23 protein-coding genes and 1 tRNA gene are annotated in these 24,867 nt (G+C 66.9%); 11 read left to right on the plus strand and 13 right to left on the minus strand.

The window, feature by feature from the left end; all coding sequences use genetic code 11:
• Positions 1-88: 88 nt before the first annotated feature.
• On the minus strand, positions 89-1,093 hold the full coding sequence (locus B1790_RS01800) for a serine hydrolase (RefSeq protein WP_079921425.1): 1,005 nt from the start codon (positions 1,091-1,093) through the stop codon (positions 89-91).
• Positions 1,090-1,809, minus strand: coding sequence for a class I SAM-dependent methyltransferase (locus B1790_RS01805; protein WP_079921426.1), 720 nt, complete (start codon positions 1,807-1,809; stop codon positions 1,090-1,092). Before B1790_RS01805 ends, B1790_RS01800 begins: the two co-directional genes overlap by 4 nt.
• 75 nt (positions 1,810-1,884) lie before the next feature.
• On the opposite strand from B1790_RS01805, the gene B1790_RS01810 reads away from it, so the two are divergent.
• The gene (locus B1790_RS01810) at positions 1,885-2,730 is read left to right on the plus strand and encodes a hypothetical protein (protein WP_079921427.1); all 846 of its coding nucleotides are present in this window, start codon (positions 1,885-1,887) and stop codon (positions 2,728-2,730) included.
• On the opposite strand, the gene B1790_RS01815 is transcribed toward B1790_RS01810, so the two are convergent.
• Both B1790_RS01815 and B1790_RS01820 read right to left on the minus strand, forming a co-directional pair.
• Positions 2,703-3,410: a hypothetical protein gene (locus B1790_RS01815; protein WP_079921428.1), complete on the minus strand. Its 708-nt coding sequence runs from the start codon at positions 3,408-3,410 to the stop codon at positions 2,703-2,705. The genes B1790_RS01810 and B1790_RS01815 overlap by 28 nt on opposite strands.
• Before the next feature lie 48 nt (positions 3,411-3,458).
• A complete protein-coding gene (locus B1790_RS01820; RefSeq protein WP_079921429.1) occupies positions 3,459-4,553 on the minus strand; it encodes a diguanylate cyclase in 1,095 nt (364 codons plus the stop codon).
• A 164-nt stretch (positions 4,554-4,717) separates the two neighbouring features.
• On the opposite strand from B1790_RS01820, the gene B1790_RS01825 reads away from it, so the two are divergent.
• Positions 4,718-5,203, plus strand: coding sequence for a hypothetical protein (locus B1790_RS01825; RefSeq protein ID WP_079921430.1), 486 nt, complete (start codon positions 4,718-4,720; stop codon positions 5,201-5,203).
• Positions 5,204-5,357: 154 nt separating this feature from the next.
• Here the strand turns inward: B1790_RS01825 and B1790_RS01830 are convergent, their stop codons facing one another.
• From B1790_RS01830 to B1790_RS01850, 5 genes are read right to left on the minus strand one after another with little or no spacing between them, the layout of a single operon-like run.
• Positions 5,358-6,008, minus strand: coding sequence for a DUF5701 family protein (locus B1790_RS01830; protein ID WP_079921431.1), 651 nt, complete (start codon positions 6,006-6,008; stop codon positions 5,358-5,360).
• Between the two features lie 48 nt (positions 6,009-6,056).
• On the minus strand, positions 6,057-7,115 hold the full coding sequence (locus tag B1790_RS01835; RefSeq protein ID WP_079921432.1) for an isopenicillin N synthase family oxygenase: 1,059 nt from the start codon (positions 7,113-7,115) through the stop codon (positions 6,057-6,059).
• Positions 7,116-7,119: 4 nt separating this feature from the next.
• Positions 7,120-8,157: an adenosine deaminase gene (add, locus tag B1790_RS01840; protein ID WP_233164891.1), complete on the minus strand. Its 1,038-nt coding sequence runs from the start codon at positions 8,155-8,157 to the stop codon at positions 7,120-7,122.
• A complete protein-coding gene (locus B1790_RS01845; RefSeq protein WP_079921434.1) occupies positions 8,154-9,119 on the minus strand; it encodes an isopenicillin N synthase family oxygenase in 966 nt (321 codons plus the stop codon). Before B1790_RS01845 ends, add begins: the two co-directional genes overlap by 4 nt.
• Entirely contained in the window at positions 9,116-10,507 is a 1,392-nt protein-coding gene (locus B1790_RS01850; protein WP_079921435.1) for a cytosine permease, read from the minus strand. The genes B1790_RS01845 and B1790_RS01850 overlap by 4 nt, the downstream gene beginning before the upstream one ends.
• A gap of 97 nt (positions 10,508-10,604) precedes the next feature.
• Here B1790_RS01850 and B1790_RS01855 point away from each other — a divergent pair, with 97 nt between their 5' ends.
• On the plus strand, positions 10,605-11,183 hold the full coding sequence (locus B1790_RS01855; RefSeq protein ID WP_079921436.1) for a helix-turn-helix domain-containing protein: 579 nt from the start codon (positions 10,605-10,607) through the stop codon (positions 11,181-11,183).
• A 128-nt stretch (positions 11,184-11,311) separates the two neighbouring features.
• Positions 11,312-12,037 carry a peptidase E gene (locus B1790_RS01860; protein ID WP_079921437.1) on the plus strand — a complete coding sequence of 242 codons (726 nt, stop codon included), beginning with the start codon at positions 11,312-11,314 and terminating at the stop codon, positions 12,035-12,037.
• 117 nt (positions 12,038-12,154) lie between these two features.
• On the opposite strand, the gene B1790_RS01865 is transcribed toward B1790_RS01860, so the two are convergent.
• From B1790_RS01865 to B1790_RS01875, 3 genes are all read right to left on the minus strand, one after another.
• Positions 12,155-12,817, minus strand: coding sequence for an HAD family hydrolase (locus B1790_RS01865; RefSeq protein ID WP_079921438.1), 663 nt, complete (start codon positions 12,815-12,817; stop codon positions 12,155-12,157).
• 174 nt (positions 12,818-12,991) lie between these two features.
• Entirely contained in the window at positions 12,992-13,708 is a 717-nt protein-coding gene (locus B1790_RS01870; RefSeq protein WP_233164893.1) for an SDR family NAD(P)-dependent oxidoreductase, read from the minus strand.
• 487 nt (positions 13,709-14,195) lie between these two features.
• Positions 14,196-14,278 (minus strand) — tRNA-Leu (locus B1790_RS01875).
• Between the two features lie 235 nt (positions 14,279-14,513).
• On the opposite strand from B1790_RS01875, the gene B1790_RS01880 reads away from it, so the two are divergent.
• The 7 genes from B1790_RS01880 (at position 14,514) to pknB (ending at position 24,154) form a co-directional block, all read left to right on the plus strand.
• Complete coding sequence (locus B1790_RS01880) at positions 14,514-15,998, plus strand: FhaA domain-containing protein (protein WP_079921440.1); 1,485 nt, start codon at positions 14,514-14,516, stop codon at positions 15,996-15,998.
• A gap of 184 nt (positions 15,999-16,182) precedes the next feature.
• Positions 16,183-16,653, plus strand: a complete 471-nt coding sequence (locus B1790_RS01885; RefSeq protein ID WP_056551509.1) for an FHA domain-containing protein — start codon at positions 16,183-16,185, stop codon at positions 16,651-16,653.
• Positions 16,650-18,161, plus strand: a complete 1,512-nt coding sequence (locus B1790_RS01890) for a PP2C family serine/threonine-protein phosphatase (RefSeq protein ID WP_079921441.1) — start codon at positions 16,650-16,652, stop codon at positions 18,159-18,161. Before B1790_RS01885 ends, B1790_RS01890 begins: the two co-directional genes overlap by 4 nt.
• On the plus strand, positions 18,158-19,573 hold the full coding sequence (locus tag B1790_RS01895) for an FtsW/RodA/SpoVE family cell cycle protein (RefSeq protein ID WP_079921442.1): 1,416 nt from the start codon (positions 18,158-18,160) through the stop codon (positions 19,571-19,573). The genes B1790_RS01890 and B1790_RS01895 overlap by 4 nt, the downstream gene beginning before the upstream one ends.
• Entirely contained in the window at positions 19,570-21,048 is a 1,479-nt protein-coding gene (pbpA, locus tag B1790_RS01900; RefSeq protein ID WP_079921443.1) for a D,D-transpeptidase PbpA, read from the plus strand. Before B1790_RS01895 ends, pbpA begins: the two co-directional genes overlap by 4 nt.
• Positions 21,045-22,268 carry a protein kinase gene (locus tag B1790_RS01905; protein WP_079921444.1) on the plus strand — a complete coding sequence of 408 codons (1,224 nt, stop codon included), beginning with the start codon at positions 21,045-21,047 and terminating at the stop codon, positions 22,266-22,268. The genes pbpA and B1790_RS01905 overlap by 4 nt, the downstream gene beginning before the upstream one ends.
• A complete protein-coding gene (gene pknB, locus B1790_RS01910; protein ID WP_079921445.1) occupies positions 22,265-24,154 on the plus strand; it encodes a Stk1 family PASTA domain-containing Ser/Thr kinase in 1,890 nt (629 codons plus the stop codon). The genes B1790_RS01905 and pknB overlap by 4 nt, the downstream gene beginning before the upstream one ends.
• On the opposite strand, the gene B1790_RS01915 is transcribed toward pknB, so the two are convergent.
• Entirely contained in the window at positions 24,138-24,806 is a 669-nt protein-coding gene (locus B1790_RS01915) for an aminodeoxychorismate/anthranilate synthase component II (protein WP_079921446.1), read from the minus strand. The genes pknB and B1790_RS01915 overlap by 17 nt on opposite strands.
• Between the last annotated feature and the right edge of the window lie 61 nt (positions 24,807-24,867).

Genomic DNA, 24,867 nt, shown 5'->3' on the forward strand with positions numbered 1-24,867 from the left:
ATCACTCCGACTCCCGCGTTTCTGCACGACCACCATCAGGATCTGCTGGGTTGCCGGTGGGGGTACAGATCATCGGTCCGGCAGCGGCCTAATTCGCCTCTGCCAGAACATGAATCGCGATCTCGTCGAGGGTGGCCACCGTGTTGGCGAGGATGACAACCGCCGCGGCTCGACTGCGGTCGAGCGCCAAGATGCTGGAGAAACCACCCGTTGCTCCGTTGTGCCACGTGATGTGTTCGCTGCCAGCGTGATCGGTGAACCAGGCGTAACCCACTCGGTGCCCGTCTCCAGCGTCCCACCGCGGTTCGAGTGCGCTCGAGCCCGGCGCACTGCCGTCGAGCAGGGCTTGGGCGTAACGCGCCATGTCGTCCGGTGTCGAGCGCACCCCGCCGGCCGGCGCATATGCGTTGATGGTCCACGCCTGCTGGTGCTTGCCGGCCGCACTCCACCCCGTCGGCGCGTTGGAGGGCAGGTCATCGTCAGACAGGGGCGCCGACGACCGAGTCAGGCCAAGACGGTCGAAGAGCCGACGACCCAGCAGTTCGGGATACCCGACGCCGGCGTGGACGGCGAGTGCCTGGCCGAGAAGTGCGGTGCCAAGGTTGGAATACGAAAACGAGCCTCTGCCAACGATCTTCGCCGCATCAGCCTGCGCGAGCAGCGTCCCGACGTCGGCGGTGTACGGGTTGCGGCGCCGCAGCACGGCGGAGAGCATCTTCACCTGGTCCCGGCGTCGCCCGGACAGTCGCGGCAAACCCGACCGGTGACTCGCCAGCTCCTCAAGCGTCACGCCAGCCACCTGACCGTGGACGTCGAGCAGGCTGCCCAACGTGGTGTCTGCTCGCAGCTCGCCGGACTCGACTGCGTCGGCGAAGAGCAACGACGTCATGGTCTTCGTGACCGACCCGATCTCGTAGACGGTGTCAGGCCGGGCGCCGAAGTGTGCGCAGGCGGGAATGTGGTCCTGAACGTGGACGACGCTGACGCGGTCGGCGAGGCCGGCGTCACGCAGCAGCGGTTCCACCCGCGCGATCAGATCGGGGTCTCCGGTGGCCGGCCCGAGTCCAGGCGGTCGTGACGATGCGGCGCTCATTGGAGCATCGCACTGATCACGAGGAACGGAGGCAATCCGAGTCGATGCGGCGCCTCGGCGCGAACCTCGTCAGAAGGGGCGGGTTCGTCAAAGCTGCGCAGTACGAAGCCGTGCTTCAACGCCGCCGTGACGTAGGTGGAGATGGTGCGGTGGTAGTTGCCTGCTCGGCGGACGCTGTGCGGGTGCGTCGACCGCCAGAGTCCTTCGGCGGAGTAGTCGCCGACTGCGCGGCGAATCCCGCCCGGCGTGGAGATCGTGTCCGTCGCGGGGGCCTCAAAGCATGGGTGCGGAACCGTGAACACCAGAAAGCCACCCGGGCGCAGCACTCGCCGAACTGATTTCAGCGCGGCATCGAGATCGGCGATGTTGTTCAGCGACAGCGCCGCAGTCACACCGTCGACGGAGTCATCCGGCACCGTCTGCAAGCTGGATCCGTCGTCAACGCGGTAGACCGCCCCGGTGGGGTTCGCGCGCTCGGCGGCCTCGGCGTGCACGATCAGTGCGCGGGTGGGGTCGACGCCCACCACGCGCGCTCCGAGGCCGGCCAGGCCTCGGCTGACAATGCCTTCCCCGCACCCGACGTCGAGAACGTTGAACCCAATGACGTTGTCTGGCAGATTATTTAGCAGAATGTCACGGGAAAACCGATGCATCGCCGATCCGCCACGGACGAGTTCGGCGTACCACTCGGCGATGCCGTCCCAGTTCTCCTCCACCGGTCGCCAATCTTATCCCCCTACGCAGGCGCTCGGGACATCTGTGCAGCACGGGGTGGCCGTACGATCGCCGTTGTGAATCTCTCGACGTTGGATCTGGCGACGCGTCAGTTCTGGCGGGTCACAGGCCGCCGTGTCGACCTCGATGGCAGCCACGCGTGGCTGCAGGCACCCGTTGGCGCCAAGGGTGGTGCAGACAACTGGCTCCGGGCCGAGGCGGACCGATGCGGTGGCGCACTGACCGAGGACGATCCAGATGCCGGTGTGCTGCCCGATCTGGCCTGTCTGGCAGGGCCGGGATTCGACCCAGCGGCTGTGCACCCGATGATTCACGACTTCTACACGAGCACTTCGCGATGGCGCATGGAGGTGTGGAGCAGCTGGTCGCCCCTGTTCTGGCCGGGAGGCGAGTTGGTCTCACGGCTGTTCGGCAAGCGCGTACAACAGCTGGCGTTGCCGACGCGTCCCCTGGATGCCGCGCACGGCATGGACGGCCGAGTGTCGGTGATCACCGACCGCGAGGGCACACACGTTGCGGCCGGCTGGGTGCGGAATCTGCGCGCCAACGGAGACACCGTGTTCAGCGGACGTTATTCGCGCAGAACACTTCCCGGTGCGGTAAGGCCTAGCGTCCACGTGACGTTCCCTCTGGAGGAGGGCAACGTTCAGGTGTTCTTGCAGCCTCAGCTGCGCCCTGACGGTGGCCTGCGACTCGAGTCCCCGCCAGGCCCGTGGGGTGCGAACGGGGCCTATGTTCTGGTTCGGCATCAGGGACGACACTTCGCCAGGCGTGTTCCATTGCATGAAACGTTCGACCTGTACGTCGACGACCAGCAGGTGTTGCGCACCGACCACCTGCTGCGGATGTGGAACCGGCCAGCGGTCCGGTTGCACTACAAACTTGAGCGCCGCGGGACGTAACCAGTACGCCCATCCCAGCTGCCATGCTCGGACAGCGGACGGAAACGGTAGGTCGCGAACTCATGATGAAAATCGCGGCGGCGCCGTTCGGCCATCGCATCGGCGTGCCGGGCGGGCTCGGCGACATCGCTGTGACCGTGCACCATCTCCGTCATCGCCCGTATCGAGCGCCAGATCGAGAACGTGGACACCGACCGGGGTGGGCGCATTGCCGCCAACGCCAATGTCGTGTCCGGATGATCGCGTACCAGCCGCTCGACCGGCCTGCCCCACGTCAGGAAGCGGGGCACCTCGAACAGTCGCATCCGCGCCAGGGTGACCGCGATGACCGGCTCCTGATCGTCCCAAGTGTCGGCCCTCTGAAGCAGGTCGGGTAACGCGGCCAGCTGCGACCATCGCCGCAGGAATGTCATTCGGACGTGCCAACCTGACGCGAAACGCTGGCCAGGGCCGGCGAGGAACTCGTCGACGGCGGCTTCGTCGTCCCAACGCGCGAACATCGCCAGTCGCCGCAACTGCAGCCGGTCAGTAGAGATGGCGGGCGCCCCGAGCCGCATCAGCGACAGACACTCGGCGTACCGCAGACCCCCCACGCGATCCGGCTGGGGTGCGCGGCGCAGGAGTGGCACCGTCGTGCTCACGGGCAGCTGGGCGAGGTGGAAGGTGAATACGTCGGTCACGTCATGAGTATTGGCCAGGCCGGGCTTGGCTCGCCGGTCACGTCGGTGTCAGCGCACGCTTTCCGCAAAAACGACCCGGTTGCCGCCCGTCGCCTTCGCGTCGTACATTGCCGCGTCGGCAGCCTCGATCACTTCGCGCAGGTCTGACCCCGATGGTCTGCACGTCGCGACGCCGATGCTCACGGTGACCGTGGGATCGCCGGTCGCGGACACCGCCGCGCGGATCCGCTCGGCAACCACCGCCGCTTGATCGGTGGCCATCCTGTCCACCATCAGGAATTCTTCGCCGCCCCACCGCGCCACGATCGCGTCGTTGCGGACGCTCTCCCGAATGCTGCGCGCCGTCCGAATCAGCACCTCGTCGCCAACTGCGTGCCCGAGAGTGTCGTTCACCGTCTTGAAGCCGTCGACGTCGATCAGCAGCGCACTCAAGTGCGGGTCGGTGCTGGCCGTGACGTTCAGTCGTTTCACCGCGACATCCAGTCCGCGGCGGTTGGTGAGGTCGGTGAGGGGGTCGGTCAGCGATTGCATCGAGCTGCCTTGCAGCAACCAAAATCCGAACTGCAGGGCGGGCAGGATGCAGACCGTGACGAGTAGCGCGATGACAGCCCGGGAAATGGCCAGTTGCAGGCCGTCGCCGGGTGTGGTGGAGGCCAACCAGATGGCGATGCCCACCACCGCGACTGTGCACCAAGCGATGTGGGCGACATGAAGCCGTGGGCCATGGAAGAAGACCACGTAGCCGCCGGCGCACAGAAGGATGGGGATTCCCGACATGGCCAGGTTGGGGTCACCAAACAACAACGCCGACATCGTCATGATGACGTCCACGAACACGACCAGCGCCGCCGAGGCCCGTGCGGTCGGCCACGGCCGAAACGCCCAGCGGGCCGCCCAACCGAGGGAGCCAACCGCAACGACTGCCCAGCCGATCCGCACTATGGCGTCGTCAACCCCGGGCGGGGCGTAGACGTTGACTGCTGCCAGCGTGCCCATCGTCGCGCCTATGCCCGCGATCAGGTGGCGCAGCACCGGGAGCAGACCGCGGCTGCGCAGGAAGTCGATGCGCCATTCGTAGTCGTCTCGCTGCATCCACCACTGGAGTAGCAAGCCTCGGCTCGCGTCGGCGCTCGCCCGGGTCATTGTGGAACCTCCGAGCGAACTCCCCCCGGAGACGATTCGCGAATCGTGCTGTCCCCGTACTTCGACATCTGCATGCGCCCCCGCCGTACGTACTCCCACCCTGCTCCGAGGGCCCCACTGGCGTCGACGACGCGTCTCCGGGTCCTCTGGCGCCGGCCCTCCCCATGCTCATTGGCAGTATCGGGCAAACGGGCACGGTGGTGGCGGCATTCGCGACATTGCCGGCGGCGGTCGCCGGTGCATCCAGCGGCAACGTGGGAGGCCGCGCTGGCGCGTACTTTGACGCCATGACGACGAACCCGGACGAGCTGAATGGGCCCGCCCAGTGGTGGGACGAAACCGGTGAATGCGAACTGCGGCAGATCCTGCATTGGCGCTGGGACCCGATCGGCATAGCGAACGTATTCCCCTATGCCGCTGACGAATACGACAGCTATGCACCGATTCTCGTCGACGCCCTCAGGGCACGAGCGTCGGCCGACGACATCGCTCACCTGCTCGCCACCATCGAAGACGACCGCATATTTGGGAGGACCCCTGCTTCCGCTGACGAGCTCGCCGACCGCCTGCGCGAGCTGGGCGAGTCCATCGTCGGCTGGTACGAAGCCTCGCAACGGCGGTGGGCCGAATTCGGGCCTCTTCCTCGGTAGCCGCCAGGTGGTGGTGTCTCACGAGGTGGTTCGCCCCGGTGACGCGCGCGCGCCCGACACGCGGTCGACACCGGACGCGAGTGGGTGAGCACCGGGCAGTTCAGCGTGGCGGTGATTCGCAAGGGGCGGGCTTCTGACGGTGGGGGTGGGCCGCCTACGCCGTCGCGCTCTCGAGCGGTCGACGGCCGGATGACGACGCGAAGCCCAACCAGGTGTGCCGGTTGCCGGCCCAGCACCATCCAATCTTCGGCGCGTTCCGATGGGCGATACCGTCACGGCCCGTGCCGTTACTGATCCAGATTGCCGGAGTGCGGGTGTCGAGCGCTCCTCCGGGCTTGCGCTTGCGCGAGCCAATCGTCATGAAGCAGTGGTTGCGTTGCAGTGCGGCGGGCTGCTGAAGCAGCCAGGTCAGTCCTTCCGTCAGGGTCAATGGCGTTCGGCCAACGGCAGTCAGATCGAGATTCACCTCGTTGGGGCTCCAGTTCGCATAATGGTCGCCGCGATCAACGTCCTCCAGTAGGTAGACCGCCGATTCCGGCAGTGCGACAACGGGTTCGAATTCGTCGACGTCACTCATGTCGCTGACGACGAAACCTGGTTTGTCCGAATGGCGGACCAAGGGAGCGAGGTGTGACGCGGACACGAGCCTCGGGTGGACGACCAGCAGCCCCGACTGCCCGGCCGCCCCCGTGGCCATGGCACGCAATCGGGAAGCGGATACGCCGGCATGCCGGTGGACGTCGAGTCCGATGAGCCGGTCTGCTTGGTCGATCAGGCTGAGCGAGGGCGGGGCGACGGTGACCATGGGGACGCAACGAGCCCGGCGTCGGCAGAGTTCCTGATGGAATTCAAGTCACCGGTGCTCGAGCGAGGTAGCCGCCAGTACCCGGGCGGCTTCGCGGACGGCCGCCACGTTGGACTTACCCTGCCGCGAGCCGGCCAGCTTCGCCGCGATGTGGTCACCCACGGTCACCGGCTCATAGGCCAGCCCGGCGTCCGCGTCGAGATAGCCAGGGGCCGTCGAGATCACCGCGTCGACGTTGCCGTCATGAAAGAAGGCAGCAGAACGCCGCCGCTTGATGGTGCCGTCGATGATGGGTGGCTTCACCCGGTGCAGAGTCGACATCCAATGGTCATTGGTGATGTGGGCCGTGAGATCACCGAGGTTGACCAGCAGCGCGCCGTCGATGGGCGAGACGTCGTGCCAGTGCTGATCGGTGCCCAGCACCTGCAAACCGGCCACCTGATCGGCCCACAACACCGTCACGAGGCCGAAGTCGGTGTGTTCTCCCATGCCGGTGAGCTCGCCGTCGAGCGTGATGGTGCCTTCCGGAAGCGCGTAGTTGTTCATCCGGAGCACGTCGACGGAATGGTCGGTGAGATGCTCGAAGTGGTCGGCGGCCAGCCCCAGTGCGGCGCAGAAGATCTCGGTCAACGTCCGTGCTACCCGGCCTGCTTCGGCGAAGTAGCCGAGCACGGCCCGCTCGAAGGTCGGCACCTCGGCGGGCCAGACGTTGATGCCGTAGTCGGCTTCGTCGAGATTGAGGCCGGTGAACGAGCGTGCCTCCACGCCGATGTTGAACGCCTCGAAGAAGTCGTTCATCCGGGTTGCCGACTCGACTCCGAGTGACAAGCTCAGTGACTCGCTCTTGGGTGGGCTGTATCCGCGGTTGGCGCCGTGCACCCGGTAGCCGTTCTTGACCTCGGTAGCCAGCCCGAAGAAGCCGTCCATGCTGGACGCCAGCCCGTCCAGGATCGGTTGCGGTACTCCGTGCCCGAGGATCTGCATGAAACCGACTCTGCTGCAGGCGTCGTCGACGGCGGCGGCGACCGCGCGCCTGTCCGCTGCCGAACCTGCGGTGACCCACGGCGTGATGTCGATTGCCGGTACTTCGAATGTCGGGGTGCTCATCGGGTTACTTCCGTTCGTCGTCGTGCACAGCAGCGCCCGGAGTCCAGGATGCCAGGCGGGCGCGCAATGCCGCCTTTTCTGCGTCATCGAGCCAGCAGGAGTCGATTGCGTTGGTGGTGAAGGCAACCAACTGCGCCACGTCGTAGCCCAGTGCGTTACCCACCGCGTAGTAGTCATTGGACGGGTCCGTGCCGAACATGGGTGGGTCGTCGGAATCGATGCACACCCGAAGCCCAGCGTCGACCATCTGCTGAATTCGCCGGTGGCTGCCGTCTCCGGAACCGCTGTAGCGTCCGATGTCCGAGCTCACCGGCGTGCAGGTGAACGGGATCCGTTCCTCGACGCAGCGGCGAGTGATCCGCTCGTCGGTCACCACGTGGTAGCCGTGATCAATTCGGGTGCACTGCAAGTCGTCGAGGATCACTTCGATGTGCACGGGCGGTCCGCTCTCCGAGTGCGCGGTGCGGTGCAGCCCGGCACGCTTCGCCAAGGCGAAGGCCGGCGCGAACGGTGCCGGCGGACCCAGCGTCTCCTGATAGTCCAGTCCAATGCCGATGACCTCGTCGACGCGGTGCTCGACGACCTCCTCGACCAGCGAGACCGCCTCGGCCACACTGTGTTCCCGGTTGATCGCGACGATGATGCGGCTGTCGATGCCGGTATCGGTGCGGGCGTCCCGCATGCCGTCGACGATGCCCGCCAGCGCAGTGGGGTACGGCAGCGGGCTGGGTTGAGGCGTCACGAATATCTCTCGGTACCAGACGTTGTGGTGGGCGCCGAAGTCGGTGAGCGACTCATAGGTGATGCGACGGTAGTCATCACGGGTGTGCAGGCTTGCACCGATCAGATCGTAGATCGACAGGAACTCGCCGAGATCGGCATACGCCGCGCTGTCATACACCGTTGCCGCGCTCGGATCGCCGGGGATCCGGACGCCGGCGCGGCCTGCGAGTTCGACGACCGTGGCCGCCGGTACGGCTCCGAGCAGGTGGCAGTGCAGGCTGACCTTCGGAATCGACTGTGCAACAGCATGAGTGATCACGGTACCGCGATTGCTTCGTATCGTGACCGCAGGTACTCCTCGGCTGTCACCGGGAGATAGTCATGGTCCCGGCCCAGTGGCGGCGGAAACGACTCGATGACCTGGTCGAGGTTGGCCTCGTAGAAGAAGATCAACGAAATCAGTTCTTCGTCCGGCGCCTCTGAGCTAGGGGGCAGCACCCGGTGCATCGTCGAGGTCCACCGGTCGCCGGTCCAGCGGGCCATCAGATCGCCGATGTTGATGGTGTACGCGTCCGGGATCACCGGGGCATCGATCCACTCGCCGTCTCGGGTGCATACCTGCAAGCCGCCGTAACCGGCCTCCCGGTCCAGAATGGTGATGGTGCCGAAGTCGGTGTGTGGGGCGATCCGGTACTGCCCCTCGAGGACGGGGCCGGTCCGATTCAAGGCGGGGTACCGGTTGATGTTGAACGAATGGGGGGAGGCCGCGCAACGGTCGACGAACCAGTCGGCAGGCAGGCCCGCTGCCGTCGACAGCAGCTCCAGCAGGTCGGCGGCCAGCGCCCGCATGGCCCGCGCGTAGGCCTCGCACAGTTGTTGCAAGGCAGGCACTTCCGCAGGCCACACATTGGGCGTGAACCACTCGGCGTCCACCTCGGCGTCCCCGCTGGAGTCTTCGTGACCCGAGACGAACGTTTCCTTGAGGTCCGGCGGGAGCTCGACGTCCAGGAGGTAGCCGTTGGCCTCCTTGCCTGGAGGTATCCAGCCGCGCCCGCCGACGGCGGTGGCATAGGGCTCCTTGGTCGTGGTGGGCTGGCCGAAGAACAGCCTGGCTGCGGCGCGAATCTCAGCGCGCAGATCGGCCGGGATGCCATGCCCCGTGATCATCAGGAAGCCGCTCTCGATCAGCGCGCGATCCACCGTCGCGGCTAGTGCGGCCCGGTCGGCGGCAGAGCCGTTGCGCCACAGGGAAAGATCGACCAGCGGGATCGCGGCAGTCATGCAGAAGCTCCTTTGGTGAGACGTAACAGGATCGGGTAGGCGAGCGCGCCGACCAGGAACCCGGCGACGATGCTCAAATCAGCACCGCCGAGTGCCGCGGCGACCGGCCCGACGAAGACCGTGGTGCTGATGCACAGTGCCGCTGCCACCATGCCGAGCAGCTGTGCACCGACGCCTGCGGTCGAAAAGCTTTGCAACACAGCTTCTGACGCGCGCGGGTAGCGGGCACGACGCAGAACCAGGTCGACCATGAACACCCCGGCCCATGGCGCGAACCAGATGATCATGAACAGCAGGAAGTTGCTGACGAATTGGTAGAAGCCGCCCGACAGGACCACCGCGGCGCCGACCACGCCGCACAGCACCCCGTCGACCAGCACGGCTTGCCAGCGTGAGATGCGGACACCGAGGGCTTGCAGCGTCACACCCGAGGAGTACAGGTCGACGCCGTTGAGCGACACCATCTGGACGATCACCAACACCAGATAGATCACCACCAGCCAGGCGGGGAACACCGTCGACAGCCCGGCCACCGGGTCGGATGCGTCCGGCATGGCGATGGCGATCGCCGCCCCCAGCGCCATCAGCAGGGTCTGCGGCACGCCGGCCCCGACTGTCACGGCGGCCACGATGCGCAGGCGGCTGGTGGTCGCGGGGAGATAGCGCGAATAGTCGGCAGCGGTCGAGGCCCACCCGAGCCCGGAACCGCTGGCGGCCAACGCGACTCCGCCGAGGAACAGTGCCCACGAGGCAGGTGCGGTGTCGGTGAGCTGGAGGTCGTCGGTCACCAGCCACGCCATCGCGAGGAAGATCGCGGCGAACGGAATCACCAGGAGGCGAAGAACCTTCGTGATCGCTGCGTGCCCAAGCAGCGGCAACACCGCCTGCACCACCGACAGCGCGACGACGATCAGCACCTGGCCGCCGGTGGAGACCTGCACCCCCGCCATGTCCAGCAGTGCGCCCGTGGCCAGCACCATCACCACCAAGTCCAGGACTTCGTAGCCGAGCATCATGATCCAGTTGAAGAACGCGACCGGCCGTACGCCGGCGCGGCCGAAGATCATCTGCGAGACACCGAAGGTCGTCGTCCCCGCCGCAGGACCGGCGATCGAGACCACCCCGGCGATCACCCACGTCAGGTTTCCGAGCACGATCGCCGTCAGCGCCTGCCACCAGTTCAGGCCCATCGCCACCAGGAGCGTGCCGTAGACCACGGTCAGGACGTTCATCACCAGGCCGGACCACATGGCACCGAGGTGCCAGGGGCGACCGTGCCGCTCGGCCTCCGGGATGTACTCGATCCCGCGTTGCTCGATGCCGAGGCCAGGAGAGCGATCGCTGTGACCTATCTGCTCTTCGGGGGGATCCTGCTCTATCGTGGTCACTGGTTGTCCTGTCGGTCGTACGGCGTTGATAAGTGACAGCAATAAGAGTGCCGTCTTTATATGTCAGAGCTATCAACCAAGTGTTGCGAGGGTGTTAATGACTGCCGAGGTAGGCCTGGACGAACGAGCGCTGGCAGTGCGTACCGGGGCGGCGATCCGGGCCATCCGTGAGAGGTGTCAGTTATCGATGCGTGAGGTCGCGACGCGCGCGGGGATCAGCCAGCCGTTCCTCAGCCAGATCGAACGCGGGCAGAGCATGCCGTCGATGGTCACCGTCTACCGGCTGGCCGAGACACTCGCCGTCACGCCCGGCGACCTGTTGCCGACCAGCACGGAATCCAAGGTGACGGTGGTGCGCAGCACCGAAGGCAGGCTGCTGCCGGTGGCCGACCGCCCCGACGCCGCACTGGGGCGCGTGCTGGTGCTCAGCCCCGACGAGCGGCTGCAGATCATCGAGTACCGGATCGAACGTGACCAATACATCGGCGAGTGGTTCCAAACGCCCGGAATCCTGGCCGTGTACGTGACGTCCGGTCAGCTCGACGTCGTGGTCGAGGGTGCGGGCACCTACCGCATCGGGGCTGGCGACCTGATCACCCATCCGTCACCGCTGCGGCACCGGTGGCTGCTCGTCGACAACGAGCCCGCCGACGCGCTGCTGGTGATCACCGAGTAGCTGTAGCTGACGTGCCGGTATGGGAAGTGCACGGCTGGTAGTCACGATCGCGGTCGCGTATTGGGCCTGGCCACGAGTCGTCCGGAAATCGATTGTCTCCGCGGAGAAGCACGCTTACGGTCGCAGGTATGCCTGCCGATGCGCCGACCATTCTGGCCACCAGCGGAGGAATTGGTGCCGGCCGGCGCACCCGGTTCACCTTCACAGCCCTCACGGACTTGGCCGTTGAGCTGTCCGGGGTCAACGGTCGGGCCCCGCGGATGTGTCTGCTCGCCACGGCGATGGGTGATGACAAGGCGGTGCTGCACTATCTGACAGAGGCGGCGCAGAGCCGAGGGTTCGTGGCGTCGCACGTGTCGTTGTTCCCCATGCCCAACGTCGAGGACGTCGCCGCCCATCTGCTGGAGCAGGACGTGGTGTGGGTGTTCGGCGGGAGTGTCGCCGGCCTGCTGGCAATGTGGCGGCTGCACGGAGTCGACGTCGCCCTGCGTGAAGCATGGCAGGCGGGTGTGGTCCTGACGGGAATCTCGGCCGGATCGATCTGCTGGCATGCCGGCGGCACCACCGACTCGTTCGGTCCGCAGCTGCGGCCGATCACCAACGGACTGGGTTTCGTGCCCTACGCCAACGGCGTTCACTACGACTCCGAGGCAGAGCGCCGCCCCCTTCTGCATTCCCTCGTTCGGGACGGGGTCTTGCCTGCCGCCTACGCCACCGATGACGGTGCCGGGCTGCTCTACCGCGGTACCGAATTCGTCGAAGCCGTCAGTGAAAGAGATTTGGCTGGAGCATATTTCATAGAAGAGTGTGACGGAGTTGCGGTCGAGACGGCCCTGGACGTTCGGCGGCTGTGACCATTCCAGCCCTCGCGGGCGGCGCCGGAGGCCAGTACCAGCCTGGCAGGGCTGGGTGTTGGAATCGAGGGCGCACGCACCACGACTGGCCGTTAGAAGGTCCGCCCCCAACACCAGTCACGCATGGTCAGCCACCGAAACACCTTTGTGGACAACATAATCGATTGCCTCAACGCAGTCGTTGGCGACGAACGTTGGCTGGTACCGGTCCTCGATCCAGGACCGACCTCGGTGCAGCCAGACACTGTCGATCAAGATGCTATTAGCCCCTCCGATGTCAGCGGTCGCAGAGTCGCCGATCATCCAAGCCCCATCCAGCGATAGACCGGTGCGGCGTGCAACTGCGCGAAAGATCTCCGGGTCCGGTTTCTTCGCGCCGACGGCCTCCGAGATCACCCACGTTTCCACGAGGCGGTCCAGCCCGGTGACCGACAATTTGCGTTCCTGCTGAACTACTCGCCCGTTGGTGACAACCGCTGGCACCCAGCCGGCGTTCCTCGCCCGCGTCAACCCCATTGGAACGGCAGGATCGAGCACCAGGTCGTCGGCCATCCCCGCGTCCAAGTCTGCTTGCAATGACGAGAACGCCGAATCGTCAAGGAGGTACTGGGAGCGAATCCGTTCCGCCAGCCGGGCACGTGGCTCATACCCGTCAGCGTCGGCGTCGACGAGCCAGTCGACATCGCCGCCGCGGGCCACTACGAAGCGCTCAGCCCACCTCAGGAATGCCGCCGCGCGATCCACCAACGTGTTGTCCAAGTCAAGCAACAACAGCGGCATCGTTCGAGTGTCACATAGGGCGATGGCGGCACTCGTGTCGAGCTACGACGCGCGCGCGAGTTTCTGTGGAGCCCAGGGCGGTCTCGGACCTAGAAAATCGAGACGACTCACTCTCTGTCTCACTTGTTGGGCTCGCTCGGGCGGCAGCGTCATCACGCAACCTGTCGCTGTCAATCAGGTGAGGCCTAGGCCGCCATCGAGGGTCAGGATCTCGCCGGTCATGTAGTCGGACTCGATGAGTGATAGGGCGGTGTGTGCCACATCGTCTGGAGTCGCTGGGCGCCCCATCGGAGCCCGTTCGCGCCATAATGCTTGCGCTTCGGCCCATTCCGCGGTCATCGGAGTGTCCACGAGGCCGGGTGCGATTGCGTTGACCCGGATGTCGGGGGCGAGGGTAAGTGCGAGGAGCTTGGTGGTGTGGATGAGGGCGGCTTTGCTCGCCGAGTACGGGATGGAGGCCCCTTTGGGTCGCATCCCGGCGTGCGAGCTGATGTTGACGACCGTCGACGGCCGGCCCCCTCTTGCAGAGGCGCGCAAGTGCGGTTCGGCTTCGGCGACGAGGTGAAATGGTGCGATCGTGTTGACCTCCAATAGTTTCCGCCACATCGACGTTGAGGCGCTCTGAAGATCGGAGTGCGGGATCACTGCGCTGATTCCAGCGTTGTTGACCAGTACGTCAAGACGCCCGGCGAGGCGCACGGAATCGGCGACAAGCCGCTGTCTGTCCTCATCTTCTGCGAGGTCCGCTTGGATGTAGTGGGCGTCGCCAAGTTCGGCAGCCAATGCGTTTCCAGCCTCGGTCGACGAACGCGAATGCACGACCACGCAATACTCGCGCCCGGCGAGGCGGCGAGCAATGGCCAGCCCTATTCCCGAGGTCGCTCCGGTCACCAACGCGACGCGCCTGATTTTGCCCATGATTACACGCTAGCTCTGGTGACAAGACGAACTCGGGTCACGCTCAAGGTGGAATTCCGTCTCATTTTTAGAGCAACGAGACAGCGCGATCTTGCCCACACCTCTCCTCATCGGCGCGTGTCACGGTGCCTCATTTCCTGTCGCATTTCGCGTGTCTCAGATCCTCGATGTCAGAGAACAAGGACACGATGGCGGATTGCGTCCGCCTTGTAGCCGACCGGATTGATTACTAGGCCGCATGCGGACCGCATCACACCGGGAAATCGCGCCGCATCCAAGGCCCCGGCGCCATTCACTGCCGTGAGGTGGCGCTAACCATCGACGGCCGAGCGGGACGTGGCACGAGAAGTCCCGTCAACTCGACCGGCGGCCTCCAACAGCCCGTCACCCACCAAACGCAAAGGCCACGAACCATTTCTGGTTCGTGGCCTTTGGCGTCGCGGTTTAGAACCGCTCATTGTGGGCGAAGGGGGACTTGAACCCCCACGTCCCGAAGGACACTGGCACCTGAAGCCAGCGCGTCTGCCATTCCGCCACTCGCCCCAACAACCGGGAGAGACTATCACGCACTCGGGCCCACCTCCCAACCGCGCAGCTCGGCCCATGCGCGCCGTCGCACACGGCCCTGACCAGCCTCGATCCGATCGCCCCCAATGCTTGGTCACGTTCTGACGCCCGTGGCCGATACCATGCCAATAGGAATCGACACCCGCGACACGCAGGTTCATCTACTGCGTCGAGCGCGACCATCACGACGAACAGCGAGGCAGGCGGTGACATGGGACTCGTCGACCGCTTCGAGCGCAAACTCGAGGCAACCGTCGGTGACACCTTTGCGCGTGTCTTCGGCGGCTCCATCGTTCCGCAGGAGGTCGAAGCGATCCTCCAACGCGAAGCCGACGCCGGCGCACGCGAAGTCGGAGGCGGCAGAATTTTGGCCCCAAACGACTACGTCATTACCCTCAGTGCATCCGACTTTCACAAGGTCCGCGCTGACCCCGACCTCACACCGACGACATTCGCCCGATACCTGGAGGGATACATCCGTGATCAAGGGTGGCAAACGTATGGTGATGTGGTCGTTGGATTCGAAGCGTCACCGCAGTTGCACACCGGCCAGTTTCGCACCCGTGGAACGGTCAACCCAGACTCGACCAGCGGCGCAAGCGCCTCTGCCCCCCCAGACCGTGCTCACACCGAACCAGGAGTTCCACCGATGACCGACAACCCGAGCTACCGCGGCGGCGGCCAGGGACCAGCGCAGCCTGGCGACGACTACTACGAGTACGGCCGTCAAGGCGACGAGCCCCGCGCCCCGTACCCGCCAGCCCCCGAAGGCGGATATCCGCCCGCGCCCGCTGCGGGTCAGCCCCCGCAGCCGGCCGGTGGTTACCCGGAGCAGGGTGGCTACGACCGTGGCGGATACCCGGACCAGGGCTACCCGCCGCCGTCCTATGACCAGCGCTCCCCCTCGGGCTACGGCCCGCCCGCGAGCCCGCCGGCCGGTTACCCGGACCAGGGTTACCGCCAGCCGCCTCCCGGATACGGCCCCCCGGCCGGCGCACCCGGTGGTTACGGCGAATCCGGTGGCTACGACTACGGCCGCCCGCCGGCCCCACCCCGCGGTGAGGAGTACGGCCGTCCGGCCGAGCCTCAGCGTCCGGCCTACCCCGAGCAGGGCGGCTACCCGGACCAGGGTGGCTACTCCGAGCAAGGGGGCTACCCCGAGCAGGGCGGTTACGCAGACCAGGGCTACGGCGCCCAGGCCTACGGGCGTCCCGAGCAGGGTGGCTACGGCGCTCCTCAGGCGGACTACGGCCGCTACGGCGACCAGGGGTCACCTCAGGGTTACGCCGACCCCGGCTACGGCCAGCCTGCCGACGGCGGATACGGCCAGCCCGGGTACGACTACGGTCAGCCGCCTGCCGCAGCTCCGGTGGCCGGCTACGGCGCTGCCGGCGGTTACGGCTCCGCCGGTGCGAACGTGACGCTGCAGCTGGACGACGGCAGCGGCCGCACGTACCAGCTCCGTGAGGGCGCCAACGTCATCGGACGCGGCCAGGACGCGCAGTTCCGCTTGCCGGACACCGGCGTCTCGCGCCGTCACCTGGAGATCCGTTGGGACGGGCAGGTCGCGCTGCTGTCCGATCTGAACTCCACCAACGGCACGACGGTCAACAACGCTCCTGTTCAGGAGTGGCAGCTGGCCGACGGTGACACCATCCGCCTTGGCCACTCCGAGATCATCGTCCGCGTTCACTGAGCGCTCAGGCCGGTGACGGCTGGAGGCCAAGCCCGTACTCGTGCCTTGCACCCGTCACCGGCCCAAGTATCGTGACGTTGCCGACGACGGCTGAGTCAGCCGCAGGTCGGTCGCGACGCGGCCCGGGAAGCGGTGCGGTGACGCCGACACGGCGACATCGGGACGGTGACGGAGAGGACGTCAGATGCAGGGGATAGTGCTGCAGCTGACACGCGTCGGTTTCCTGTTGCTGCTGTGGCTGTTCATCTGGTCCGTGCTTCGGATCCTGCGTACCGACATCTACGCCCCCACGGGTGCGGTGATGGTAAAGCGTGGGCTCGCGTTGCGCGGGACGTTGCTGCCCAGCCGCGGCCAGCGTCGCAACACCCCGCGCCAACTGGTGGTGACCGAAGGGGCGTTGGCGGGCACGCGCATTCAGTTGGGTGCCCAGCCCGTGCTGATCGGTCGCGCCGACGACTCGACGCTGGTGCTCACCGACGACTATTCGTCGACACGGCACGCGCGGCTGTCCCCACGAGGGTCGGAATGGTACGTCGAGGACCTAGGATCGACCAACGGTACATACCTTGACAGGGCGAAGGTGACGACGGCGGTAAGGGTTCCGATGGGCACGCCGGTGCGGATCGGCAAGACCGTGATCGAGTTGCGCCCATGAGTCTCGTCCTCCGATACGCGGCCCGCAGCGACCGCGGCCTGGTGCGTGCCAACAACGAAGACTCGGTGTACGCCGGGGCGCGCCTGCTCGCTCTGGCCGACGGCATGGGCGGCCACGCCGCCGGTGAAGTGGCCTCCCAGTTGGTGATCGCCGCACTCGCCCACCTCGACGACGACGAGCCGGGCGGGGACCTTCTCAGTCAGCTCAACGCCGCGGTCCACGAAGGAAACTCGGCGATCGCCGGGCACGTCGACGCCGATCCCGACCTCGAGGGCATGGGCACCACCCTCACCGCAATCCTGTTCGCGGGAAACAGACTTGGCCTGGTTCACGTCGGCGACTCCCGCGGGTACCTGCTGCGCGACGGTGAGCTCACCCAGATCACCAAGGACGACACCTTCGTCCAGACCCTGGTCGACGAGGGCCGCATCACCGCCGACGAGGCCCACAGCCACCCGCAACGGTCGCTGATCATGCGGGCGTTGACCGGCCACGAGGTCGAGCCCACCTTGACCGTGCGCGAAGCCCACGCCGGTGACCGCTATCTGTTGTGCTCCGACGGCCTGTCCGACCCGGTCAGCTTCGACACCATCCTGGAAGCGCTGCAGATCCCCGACGTCACCGAGAGTGCCGACCGGCTCATCGAGATGGCCTTGCGCGGCGGCGGTCCCGACAACGTGACCGTGGTGGTCGCCGACGTCGTCGACTACGAATACGGCCAGACCCAACCGATTCTGGCGGGCGCGGTGTCCGGACAGGACGACCAGAGCGCACCCCCCAACACCGCGGCCGGTCGGGCGTCGGCCTTCAACCCCAAGCGCGTCGCGGCGGCAGCCAATCGCCCCGCCGTCGCACCCGCCGCACCGGTCAAGAAGCCGCGTTCGCGTCGGACGATGATCTTCGTCGCATTGCTTCTGCTGGTGTTGGTGCTCGCGGGACTTGCGGTGGGCCGCACCGTCATTCAGAACAACTACTACGTCGCCGAGAGCGACGGCTCCGTGTACATCATGCGTGGGGTGCAGGGCAGCGTCGCGGGAATGTCGCTGCAGGAGAAATTCCAGATCGCGTGCCTGGACTCCCGCAACTCGATCACCAACATCGGGGTCGACGACGCCCGCGGCGGTTGCAAGCCCCTGCAGGTCGCCGACCTTCGCGAATCCGAACGCGCCCAGGTGACCGCCGGTCTTCCCGGCGGCACGCTCGACGAGGCCATCCGCCAGCTCAGGGAGCTTGCCCAGTCCTCGGTGCTGCCGATCTGCGTGCCGGCGTCCGCGCGGACGACGACGTCCACCCCGCCGCCGGCCCCGAGCCCGACTCCGCCCCCTCCCCCGTCCAGTGCGTCCGGGACACCGTCGACGACGTCGGCCGCCCCGAGCACCACCGTGGGAAGTCCTGCGCCAGATGCCCCGACCACGGTGACCGCGCCGCCACCGACGCCGACGCCCACCGGCACGGCTCTCCCGCCGCCGCCACAGAAGCCGGGCACCGACTGCCGGACGGCGTCATGAGCACGCAGCCTCAGGCACCGGTGACCGTTGTTCCGCCATTGCCCAACCGGCGCAACTCCGAACTGATGTTGCTCGGATTCGCCGCACTGATCACCACCGTCGCGCTCCTCATCGTGGAGGCCAACCAGGAACAAGGCCTCAGCTGGGACCTGGCGCAGTACACGCTTGGGTACCTCGCCCTCTTCGGCGCCGCGCACGTGGCCGTCCGCCGCTTCGCGCCCTACGCCGATCCGCTGCTGCTTCCGGTGGTGGCGCTGCTGAATGGCTTGGGACTGGTGATGATTCACCGTCTCGACCTCGCCGAGGGTGCGCTCGGCGTCGACGGCCCCCGCGGCCCGAGCGCCAACCAGCAGATGCTGTGGACGCTGGTCGGCGTGGTGGCGTTCTGCCTCGTCGTCGCCTTCCTCACCGACCACCGGATGCTGGCCAGGTATGGCTACGTGTGCGGACTGGTCGGCCTGGTGTTCCTGCTGATTCCGGCGATCCTGCCCAGCTCGATCTCCGAGGAGAACGGTGCGAAGATCTGGATTCGCTTCCACGGCTTCTCCATTCAGCCCGCCGAGATCTCCAAGATCCTGCTGCTGATCTTCTTCGCGTCCGTTCTGGTGGCCAAGCGCAGCCTGTTCACCAGCGCCGGCAAGCACATCCTCGGGATGAACCTGCCCCGGCCGCGCGACCTGGCGCCCCTGCTGGCGGCCTGGATCGCGTCGGTTGGCGTCATGGTCTTCGAGAAGGACCTCGGCACCTCGCTGCTGCTGTACGCCTCGTTCCTGGTGCTCGTCTACATCGCGACCGATCGGATCAGCTGGGTTCTGTTGGGGCTCAGCCTCTTTGCCGTCGGCAGCGTCGTCGCGTACCACGCCTTCGGACACGTCCGGGTGCGCGTGGAGACCTGGCTCGACCCGTTCGCCGACCCCGACGGGGCCGGCTACCAGATGGTCCAGTCGCTGTTCAGCTTCGCCACCGGCGGCATCTTCGGCACCGGCCTCGGCAACGGCCAGCCCGGCACCGTCCCCGCCGCGTCGACGGACTTCATCATCGCCGCGATCGGTGAGGAGCTCGGCCTCGTCGGCTTCGCCGGCGTCCTGATGCTGTACACGATCCTGGTCATCCGCGGCCTGCGGACCGCGGTGGCCGTGCGCGACAGCTTTGGCAAGCTGCTCGCCGCAGGGCTGGCCTCCACGCTGGCGATCCAGCTGTTCATCGTCGTCGGCGGCGTCACCAAGCTGATCCCGCTGACCGGCCTCACCACGCCGTGGCTGTCCTACGGCGGATCCTCGCTGATCGCCAACTACGTCCTGTTGGCGATCCTGATCTGCATCTCCCACTCGGCCCGCCGCCCACTGGACGCGAAGGCCCCCAACGCCACCCCGATCGCCGCGGCGCACACGGAGGTGATCGGGCGCGTATGAACACCTCACTGCGACGTATTTCGATCGCCATCATGGGCCTGATCGTGCTGCTGCTGGCCAATGCCACGCTGACACAGGTCTTTCGGGCCGACGGGCTCCGGTCGGACCCCCGCAACCAGCGGGTGCTGCTCGACGAGTACTCCCGTCAGCGCGGCCAGATCTCGGCCGGCGGGCAGCTGCTCGCCTACTCCACCTCGACCGACGGGCACTTCCGCTTCCTGCGGGTGTACCCCAACCCGAAGGCGTACGCCCCGGTGACCGGCTTCTACTCGCTGCTGTACTCCAGCACCGGGCTGGAGCGCGCCGAGGACACCGTCCTCAACGGCTCCGACGAACGCCTGTTCGGCCGTCGGCTCGCCGACTTCTTCACCGGCCGCGATCCACGCGGCGGGAACGTCGCCACCACCATCAATCCACAGGTACAGCAAGCCGCCTGGGATGCCATGCAGAAGGGGTGCAACGGCGGCCCATGCAAGGGCTCGGTCGTGGCATTGGAGCCGTCCACCGGAAAGATCCTCGGGATGGTCTCGTCACCGTCATATGACCCAAACCTGTTGGCCTCACACGACGGCAACGTGCAATCCGACTCCTGGCAGCAGTTGCGGGACGACCCCGAGTCGCCGCTGGTCAACCGCGCCATCTCCGAGACCTACCCGCCAGGGTCGACGTTCAAGGTGATCACCACGGCGGCGGCACTCGCGAACGGCGCCACCCCCGACACCCAGGTCACCGCGGCGGCTCGAATCCCGTTGCCCGACAGCACCGCAACGCTGGAGAACTACGGCGGCGCCACGTGCGGCAACGGCCCGACCGCCAGCTTGCGCACGGCGTTCGCGAAGTCGTGCAACACGGCATTCGTCGACCTCGGCATCAAGACCGGCGCCGACAAGCTGCGCAGTACCGCGCAGGCGTTCGGGCTCGACACCGCTCCCCCACCCATCCCGCTCCAGGTGGCCGGGTCGACCGTCGGCCCCATCGGTGACGACGCCGCCTTGGGGATGTCGAGCATCGGCCAGAAGGACGTCGCCGTCACCCCGCTGCAGAACGCGATGGTCGCCGCGACCGTCGCGAACGGCGGCGTGACGATGCAGCCGTACCTGGTGGAGGACCTCAAGGGACCCGACCTCGCCAACATCAGCTCGACCAGCCCCAATGAGCTTCGTCGTGCGGTGTCTCCGCAGGTCGCCACTACACTTACGGACCTGATGATCGACGCTGAGCAGGCGACCCAGCAGACGGGATCCATCGCGGGCGTGCAGATCGCCTCCAAGACCGGAACGGCCGAACACGGCTCCGATCCGCGGAACACCCCGCCCCACGCCTGGTACATCGCCTTCGCCCCTGCCAAGGCGCCGAAGGTCGCGATCGCGGTCCTAGTGGAGAATGGCGGGGACCGATTGTCCGCGACCGGTGGCGCACTCGCTGCGCCGATCGGCCGGGCAACCATTGCCGCGGCCCTGCGGGAGGGATCATGACCGCGCGCGTCGGAGTGACGCTGTCCGACCGCTACCGTCTTCAGCGACTCATCGCGACGGGCGGTATGGGCCAGGTGTGGGAAGCCCTCGACGCCCGCCTCGGACGCCAGGTCGCCATCAAGGTGCTCAAGGCCGAGTTCTCCTCTGACCCCGAGTTCGTGGAGCGGTTCCGCGCCGAGGCCCGAATCGTGGCCATGCTGAACCATCCCGGCATCGCCAGCGTCTACGACTACGGCGAGACCGAGCTCGAGGACGCCCGCACCGCCTACCTGGTGATGGAGATGGTCACCGGCGAGCCGCTCAACTCGGTGCTCAAACGCACTGGGCGACTGTCGCTTCGGCACTCCCTCGACATGTTGGAGCAGACCGGGCGGGCGCTGCAGGTCGCGCACACCGCCGGGTTGGTGCACCGTGACGTCAAGCCGGGCAACATCCTGATCACCCCGACCGGCCAGGTGAAGCTGACCGACTTCGGCATCGCCAAGGCCGTCGACGCCGCGCCCGTCACGCAGACCGGCATGGTCATGGGCACCGCGCAGTACATCGCTCCCGAGCAGGCGCTCGGCCGCGACGCCACCCCTGCCAGTGACGTCTACTCGCTGGGCGTCGTCGGCTACGAATCCGTGGCCGGTCGCCGACCGTTCATCGGTGAGGGCGCGCTGACCGTCGCGATGAAGCACATCAAGGAGCAGCCGGCGCCGCTGCCTGCCGACATCCCGCCCAACGTCCGCGAGCTGATCGAGATCAGCCTGCTCAAGGAGCCCGGCCAGCGGTACCGCACCGGCGGTTCGTTCGCCGACGCCGTCGCCGCGGTCCGCGCCGGCCGCAGACCCCCGCGGCCCAACCATGCGCCGAGCATCGGCCGGGCCACCCCGGCCGCCATCCCGTCGACCGCACAGACCCGCGCGGTCCCCGACTACGGCCGGCCTCCGACGGCCAGCGTCCGCACCACCCGGCCGCCGACCGGCAGCCATCGCACGCCTCCCCCGAAGCGCACGTTCTCACCCGGTCAGCGCGCGCTGCTGTGGGCGGCAGGTGTGCTCGGCGCCCTCGCCATCATCATTGCGATCCTCATGGTCCTCAACGTCCAGGATCGCAACGACAAGAAGACGGCCCCGTCCACCGAGACCAGCACCACGGTGGTCTCGGTACCTCCGCCAACGCCGGGCGCCATGCCCAGCCTCAGCGGGCCTTCACTCGCAGAACAGATGTATCGATGACCACCCCTCAGCACCTGTCCGACCGCTACGAACTGGGAGAAATCCTCGGCTTTGGTGGCATGTCGGAGGTTCATCTCGCCCGCGACGTGCGGCTGCACCGTGACGTTGCGGTCAAGGTGCTGCGCGCGGACCTCGCGAGGGATCCGAGCTTCTACCTTCGCTTCCGCCGCGAGGCGCAGAACGCGGCCGCGCTGAACCACCCCGCCATCGTCGCGGTGTACGACACCGGTGAGGCCGAGACCGCGACCGGGCCACTGCCCTACATCGTGATGGAGTACGTCGAAGGCGTCACGCTGCGCGACATCGTGCACAACGACGGCCCCCTCGAACCCCGTCGAGCCATCGAGATCATCGCCGACGCCTGCCAGGCACTGAACTTCAGCCACCAGCACGGCATCATCCACCGCGACGTCAAACCCGCCAACATCATGATGAGCAAGTCCGGCGCCGTGAAGGTGATGGACTTCGGCATCGCCCGCGCGCTGCACGACGGTGGCGTCAGCGTCACCCAGACCGCCGCGGTCATCGGCACCGCGCAGTACCTGTCCCCCGAGCAGGCACGCGGCGAAACGGTCGACGCCCGCTCCGACGTGTACTCCCTGGGCTGTGTGCTGTACGAATTGCTCACCGGCGAACCACCTTTCGTCGGTGACTCCCCCGTCGCCGTGGCCTACCAGCACGTCCGCGAAGACCCGGTCCCGCCGTCGGAGCGCAACCCGGTGTTGACCCCCGACCTGGACGCCGTCGTGCTCAAGGCACTGGCCAAGAACCCCGACAACCGCTACCAGACCGCCGCCGAGATGCGCACCGACCTGATCCGCGTGCACAGCGGCGAAGCGCCCGAGGCGCCCAAGGTGTTCACCGACGCCGAGCGGACGTCGTTGTTGGCTGCCAGCCCCCTGATCGGCCGCCACCAGCAGCCGACCGAGAACATCCCGACGCATCAGCGCACCCACGTGCCCAAGGAGCGCAACCCCGCCATCGGCCGGTGGTTCGCCATCGTCGCGGTGCTCGCGGTGCTCACCGTCGTCGTGACGGTGCTGCTGAACTTCGTCGGCGGCAACCCGCGCGACGTCCAGATCCCAGACCTGCGCGGCCAGAAGTACGACGAGGCCGTCGTCTCCCTGCAGAACCTCGGCTTCAAGACCGTCCGCAGCCAGCAGCCGGACTCCGAGGTGCCCGTCGGCGACGTCATCAGCACCGACCCCGCGGCCAACACCGCTGCCGCCCGCGACGACCAGATCACCATCAACGTGTCGACCGGTCCACAGCAGGCCGAGGTGCCGGACTGCGCGGGCGTCACCTTCTCCGAATGCTCGACCAAGCTACGGGCCGCCGGCTTCGAGAAGATCCAGCAGCAGTTGTCTGCGTCGTTGCCGGAGCAGAAGGACCGGGTGCTGGTGACCAACCCGGTGGCCAACTCGTCGTCGGCCATCACCAACGTCATCACGATCGTCATCGGCAGCGGACCGAACAAGAAGACGGTCCCGTCGGTCGCCGGCCAGACCGTCGAAGTGGCGACGCAGATCCTCGTCGCCAACGAATTCACCGCACCGCCCATCCCGGTCGAGGTCGACGGGCTCGCCAACACCAAGGGTCAGGTGATGGGGACCCTTCCGGCGGCCAACACCCCCGACGTGCCCGTGGACACGCCGATCCAGCTGCAGGTGTCGCGCGGCAACCAGTTCACGATGCCGTCGCTGCTCGGGCAGTTCTGGGTCGACGCCGAACCACTGCTGCGGTCGATGGGGTGGACCGGCGAATTGAACAAGCTCCCCAACGCGCAGAACAGCGGCTATCCCACCAACTCGGTGGCCACGATGAGTCCGTCGGCAGGAACCCCGTTGAAGTTCGGCGATCCGGTCACGATCAGCTTCGCGCAGTAGCCGTCCGCACGGTATCGGCGACCTCGCGCTCGAGCGTGCCGACCAGACCCTCGTCGAGCGGTTGACCGCACGCCGCCAGCCAGTTGGCCAGCATCCGGTGCCCGCCCTCGGTCAGGATGGACTCGGGGTGGAACTGCACACCGTGAATCGGTAGCTCGACGTGCTGCACGCCCATCACCACGCCGCCCGACGTCCGCGCCGTCACCTCGAGGGCGGCGGGCATCGTCTCGGGCAGGATCGTCAGCGAGTGGTACCTCGTCGCCGTGAACGGATCCGGAAGTCCTTTCAGCACACCAACATTCGCGTGATTCACGCTGCTGGTCTTGCCGTGCAGGAGCTCCGGTGCGCGGTCCACCGTGCCGCCGAAGGCCACCCCGATGGCCTGGTGCCCGAGGCACACGCCGAGCAGGGGAGTCGACGCGGCCGCGGCGGCGTGGACGAGGGGGATCGACGCGCCAGCCCGCTCCGGGGTGCCCGGCCCAGGGCTCAGCAGAATGCCGTCGAAGTCCTCGGCGGCCTTGGCGACGTCGGCCTCGGACGCCAGTCGCGGGTCGTCGTTGCGCCACACGTCGGCATGCACGCCCAACTGTCCGAGGTACTGGACCAGGTTGAACACGAAGCTGTCGTAGTTGTCGACGACGAGAACACGCATCCGCCCAGGTTATCCGACCACCACCCCCCGCGATTTCGGCGCGTTCATCCGCGGTCAGCGC

Source organism: Mycobacterium sp. AT1 (genome assembly GCF_002043095.1).
Lineage (GTDB): Bacteria > Actinomycetota > Actinomycetes > Mycobacteriales > Mycobacteriaceae > Mycobacterium.

What these genes read in the sequence shown, in the direction of transcription:
- B1790_RS01800 (WP_079921425.1), bottom strand. Translation starts at nt 1,093, where the DNA reads ATGAGCGCCGCATCGTCACGACCGCCTGGACTCGGGCCGGCCACCGGA.
- B1790_RS01820 (WP_079921429.1), bottom strand. Translation starts at nt 4,553, where the DNA reads ATGACCCGGGCGAGCGCCGACGCGAGCCGAGGCTTGCTACTCCAGTGG.
- B1790_RS01825 (WP_079921430.1), top strand. Translation starts at nt 4,718, where the DNA reads ATGCTCATTGGCAGTATCGGGCAAACGGGCACGGTGGTGGCGGCATTC.
- B1790_RS01830 (WP_079921431.1), bottom strand. Translation starts at nt 6,008, where the DNA reads ATGGTCACCGTCGCCCCGCCCTCGCTCAGCCTGATCGACCAAGCAGAC.
- B1790_RS01835 (WP_079921432.1), bottom strand. Translation starts at nt 7,115, where the DNA reads ATGAGCACCCCGACATTCGAAGTACCGGCAATCGACATCACGCCGTGG.
- B1790_RS01845 (WP_079921434.1), bottom strand. Translation starts at nt 9,119, where the DNA reads ATGACTGCCGCGATCCCGCTGGTCGATCTTTCCCTGTGGCGCAACGGC.
- B1790_RS01855 (WP_079921436.1), top strand. Translation starts at nt 10,605, where the DNA reads ATGACTGCCGAGGTAGGCCTGGACGAACGAGCGCTGGCAGTGCGTACC.
- B1790_RS01860 (WP_079921437.1), top strand. Translation starts at nt 11,312, where the DNA reads ATGCCTGCCGATGCGCCGACCATTCTGGCCACCAGCGGAGGAATTGGT.
- B1790_RS01865 (WP_079921438.1), bottom strand. Translation starts at nt 12,817, where the DNA reads ATGCCGCTGTTGTTGCTTGACTTGGACAACACGTTGGTGGATCGCGCG.
- B1790_RS01880 (WP_079921440.1), top strand. Translation starts at nt 14,514, where the DNA reads ATGGGACTCGTCGACCGCTTCGAGCGCAAACTCGAGGCAACCGTCGGT.
- B1790_RS01885 (WP_056551509.1), top strand. Translation starts at nt 16,183, where the DNA reads ATGCAGGGGATAGTGCTGCAGCTGACACGCGTCGGTTTCCTGTTGCTG.
- B1790_RS01890 (WP_079921441.1), top strand. Translation starts at nt 16,650, where the DNA reads ATGAGTCTCGTCCTCCGATACGCGGCCCGCAGCGACCGCGGCCTGGTG.
- B1790_RS01895 (WP_079921442.1), top strand. Translation starts at nt 18,158, where the DNA reads ATGAGCACGCAGCCTCAGGCACCGGTGACCGTTGTTCCGCCATTGCCC.
- pbpA (WP_079921443.1), top strand. Translation starts at nt 19,570, where the DNA reads ATGAACACCTCACTGCGACGTATTTCGATCGCCATCATGGGCCTGATC.
- B1790_RS01905 (WP_079921444.1), top strand. Translation starts at nt 21,045, where the DNA reads ATGACCGCGCGCGTCGGAGTGACGCTGTCCGACCGCTACCGTCTTCAG.
- pknB (WP_079921445.1), top strand. Translation starts at nt 22,265, where the DNA reads ATGACCACCCCTCAGCACCTGTCCGACCGCTACGAACTGGGAGAAATC.
- B1790_RS01915 (WP_079921446.1), bottom strand. Translation starts at nt 24,806, where the DNA reads ATGCGTGTTCTCGTCGTCGACAACTACGACAGCTTCGTGTTCAACCTG.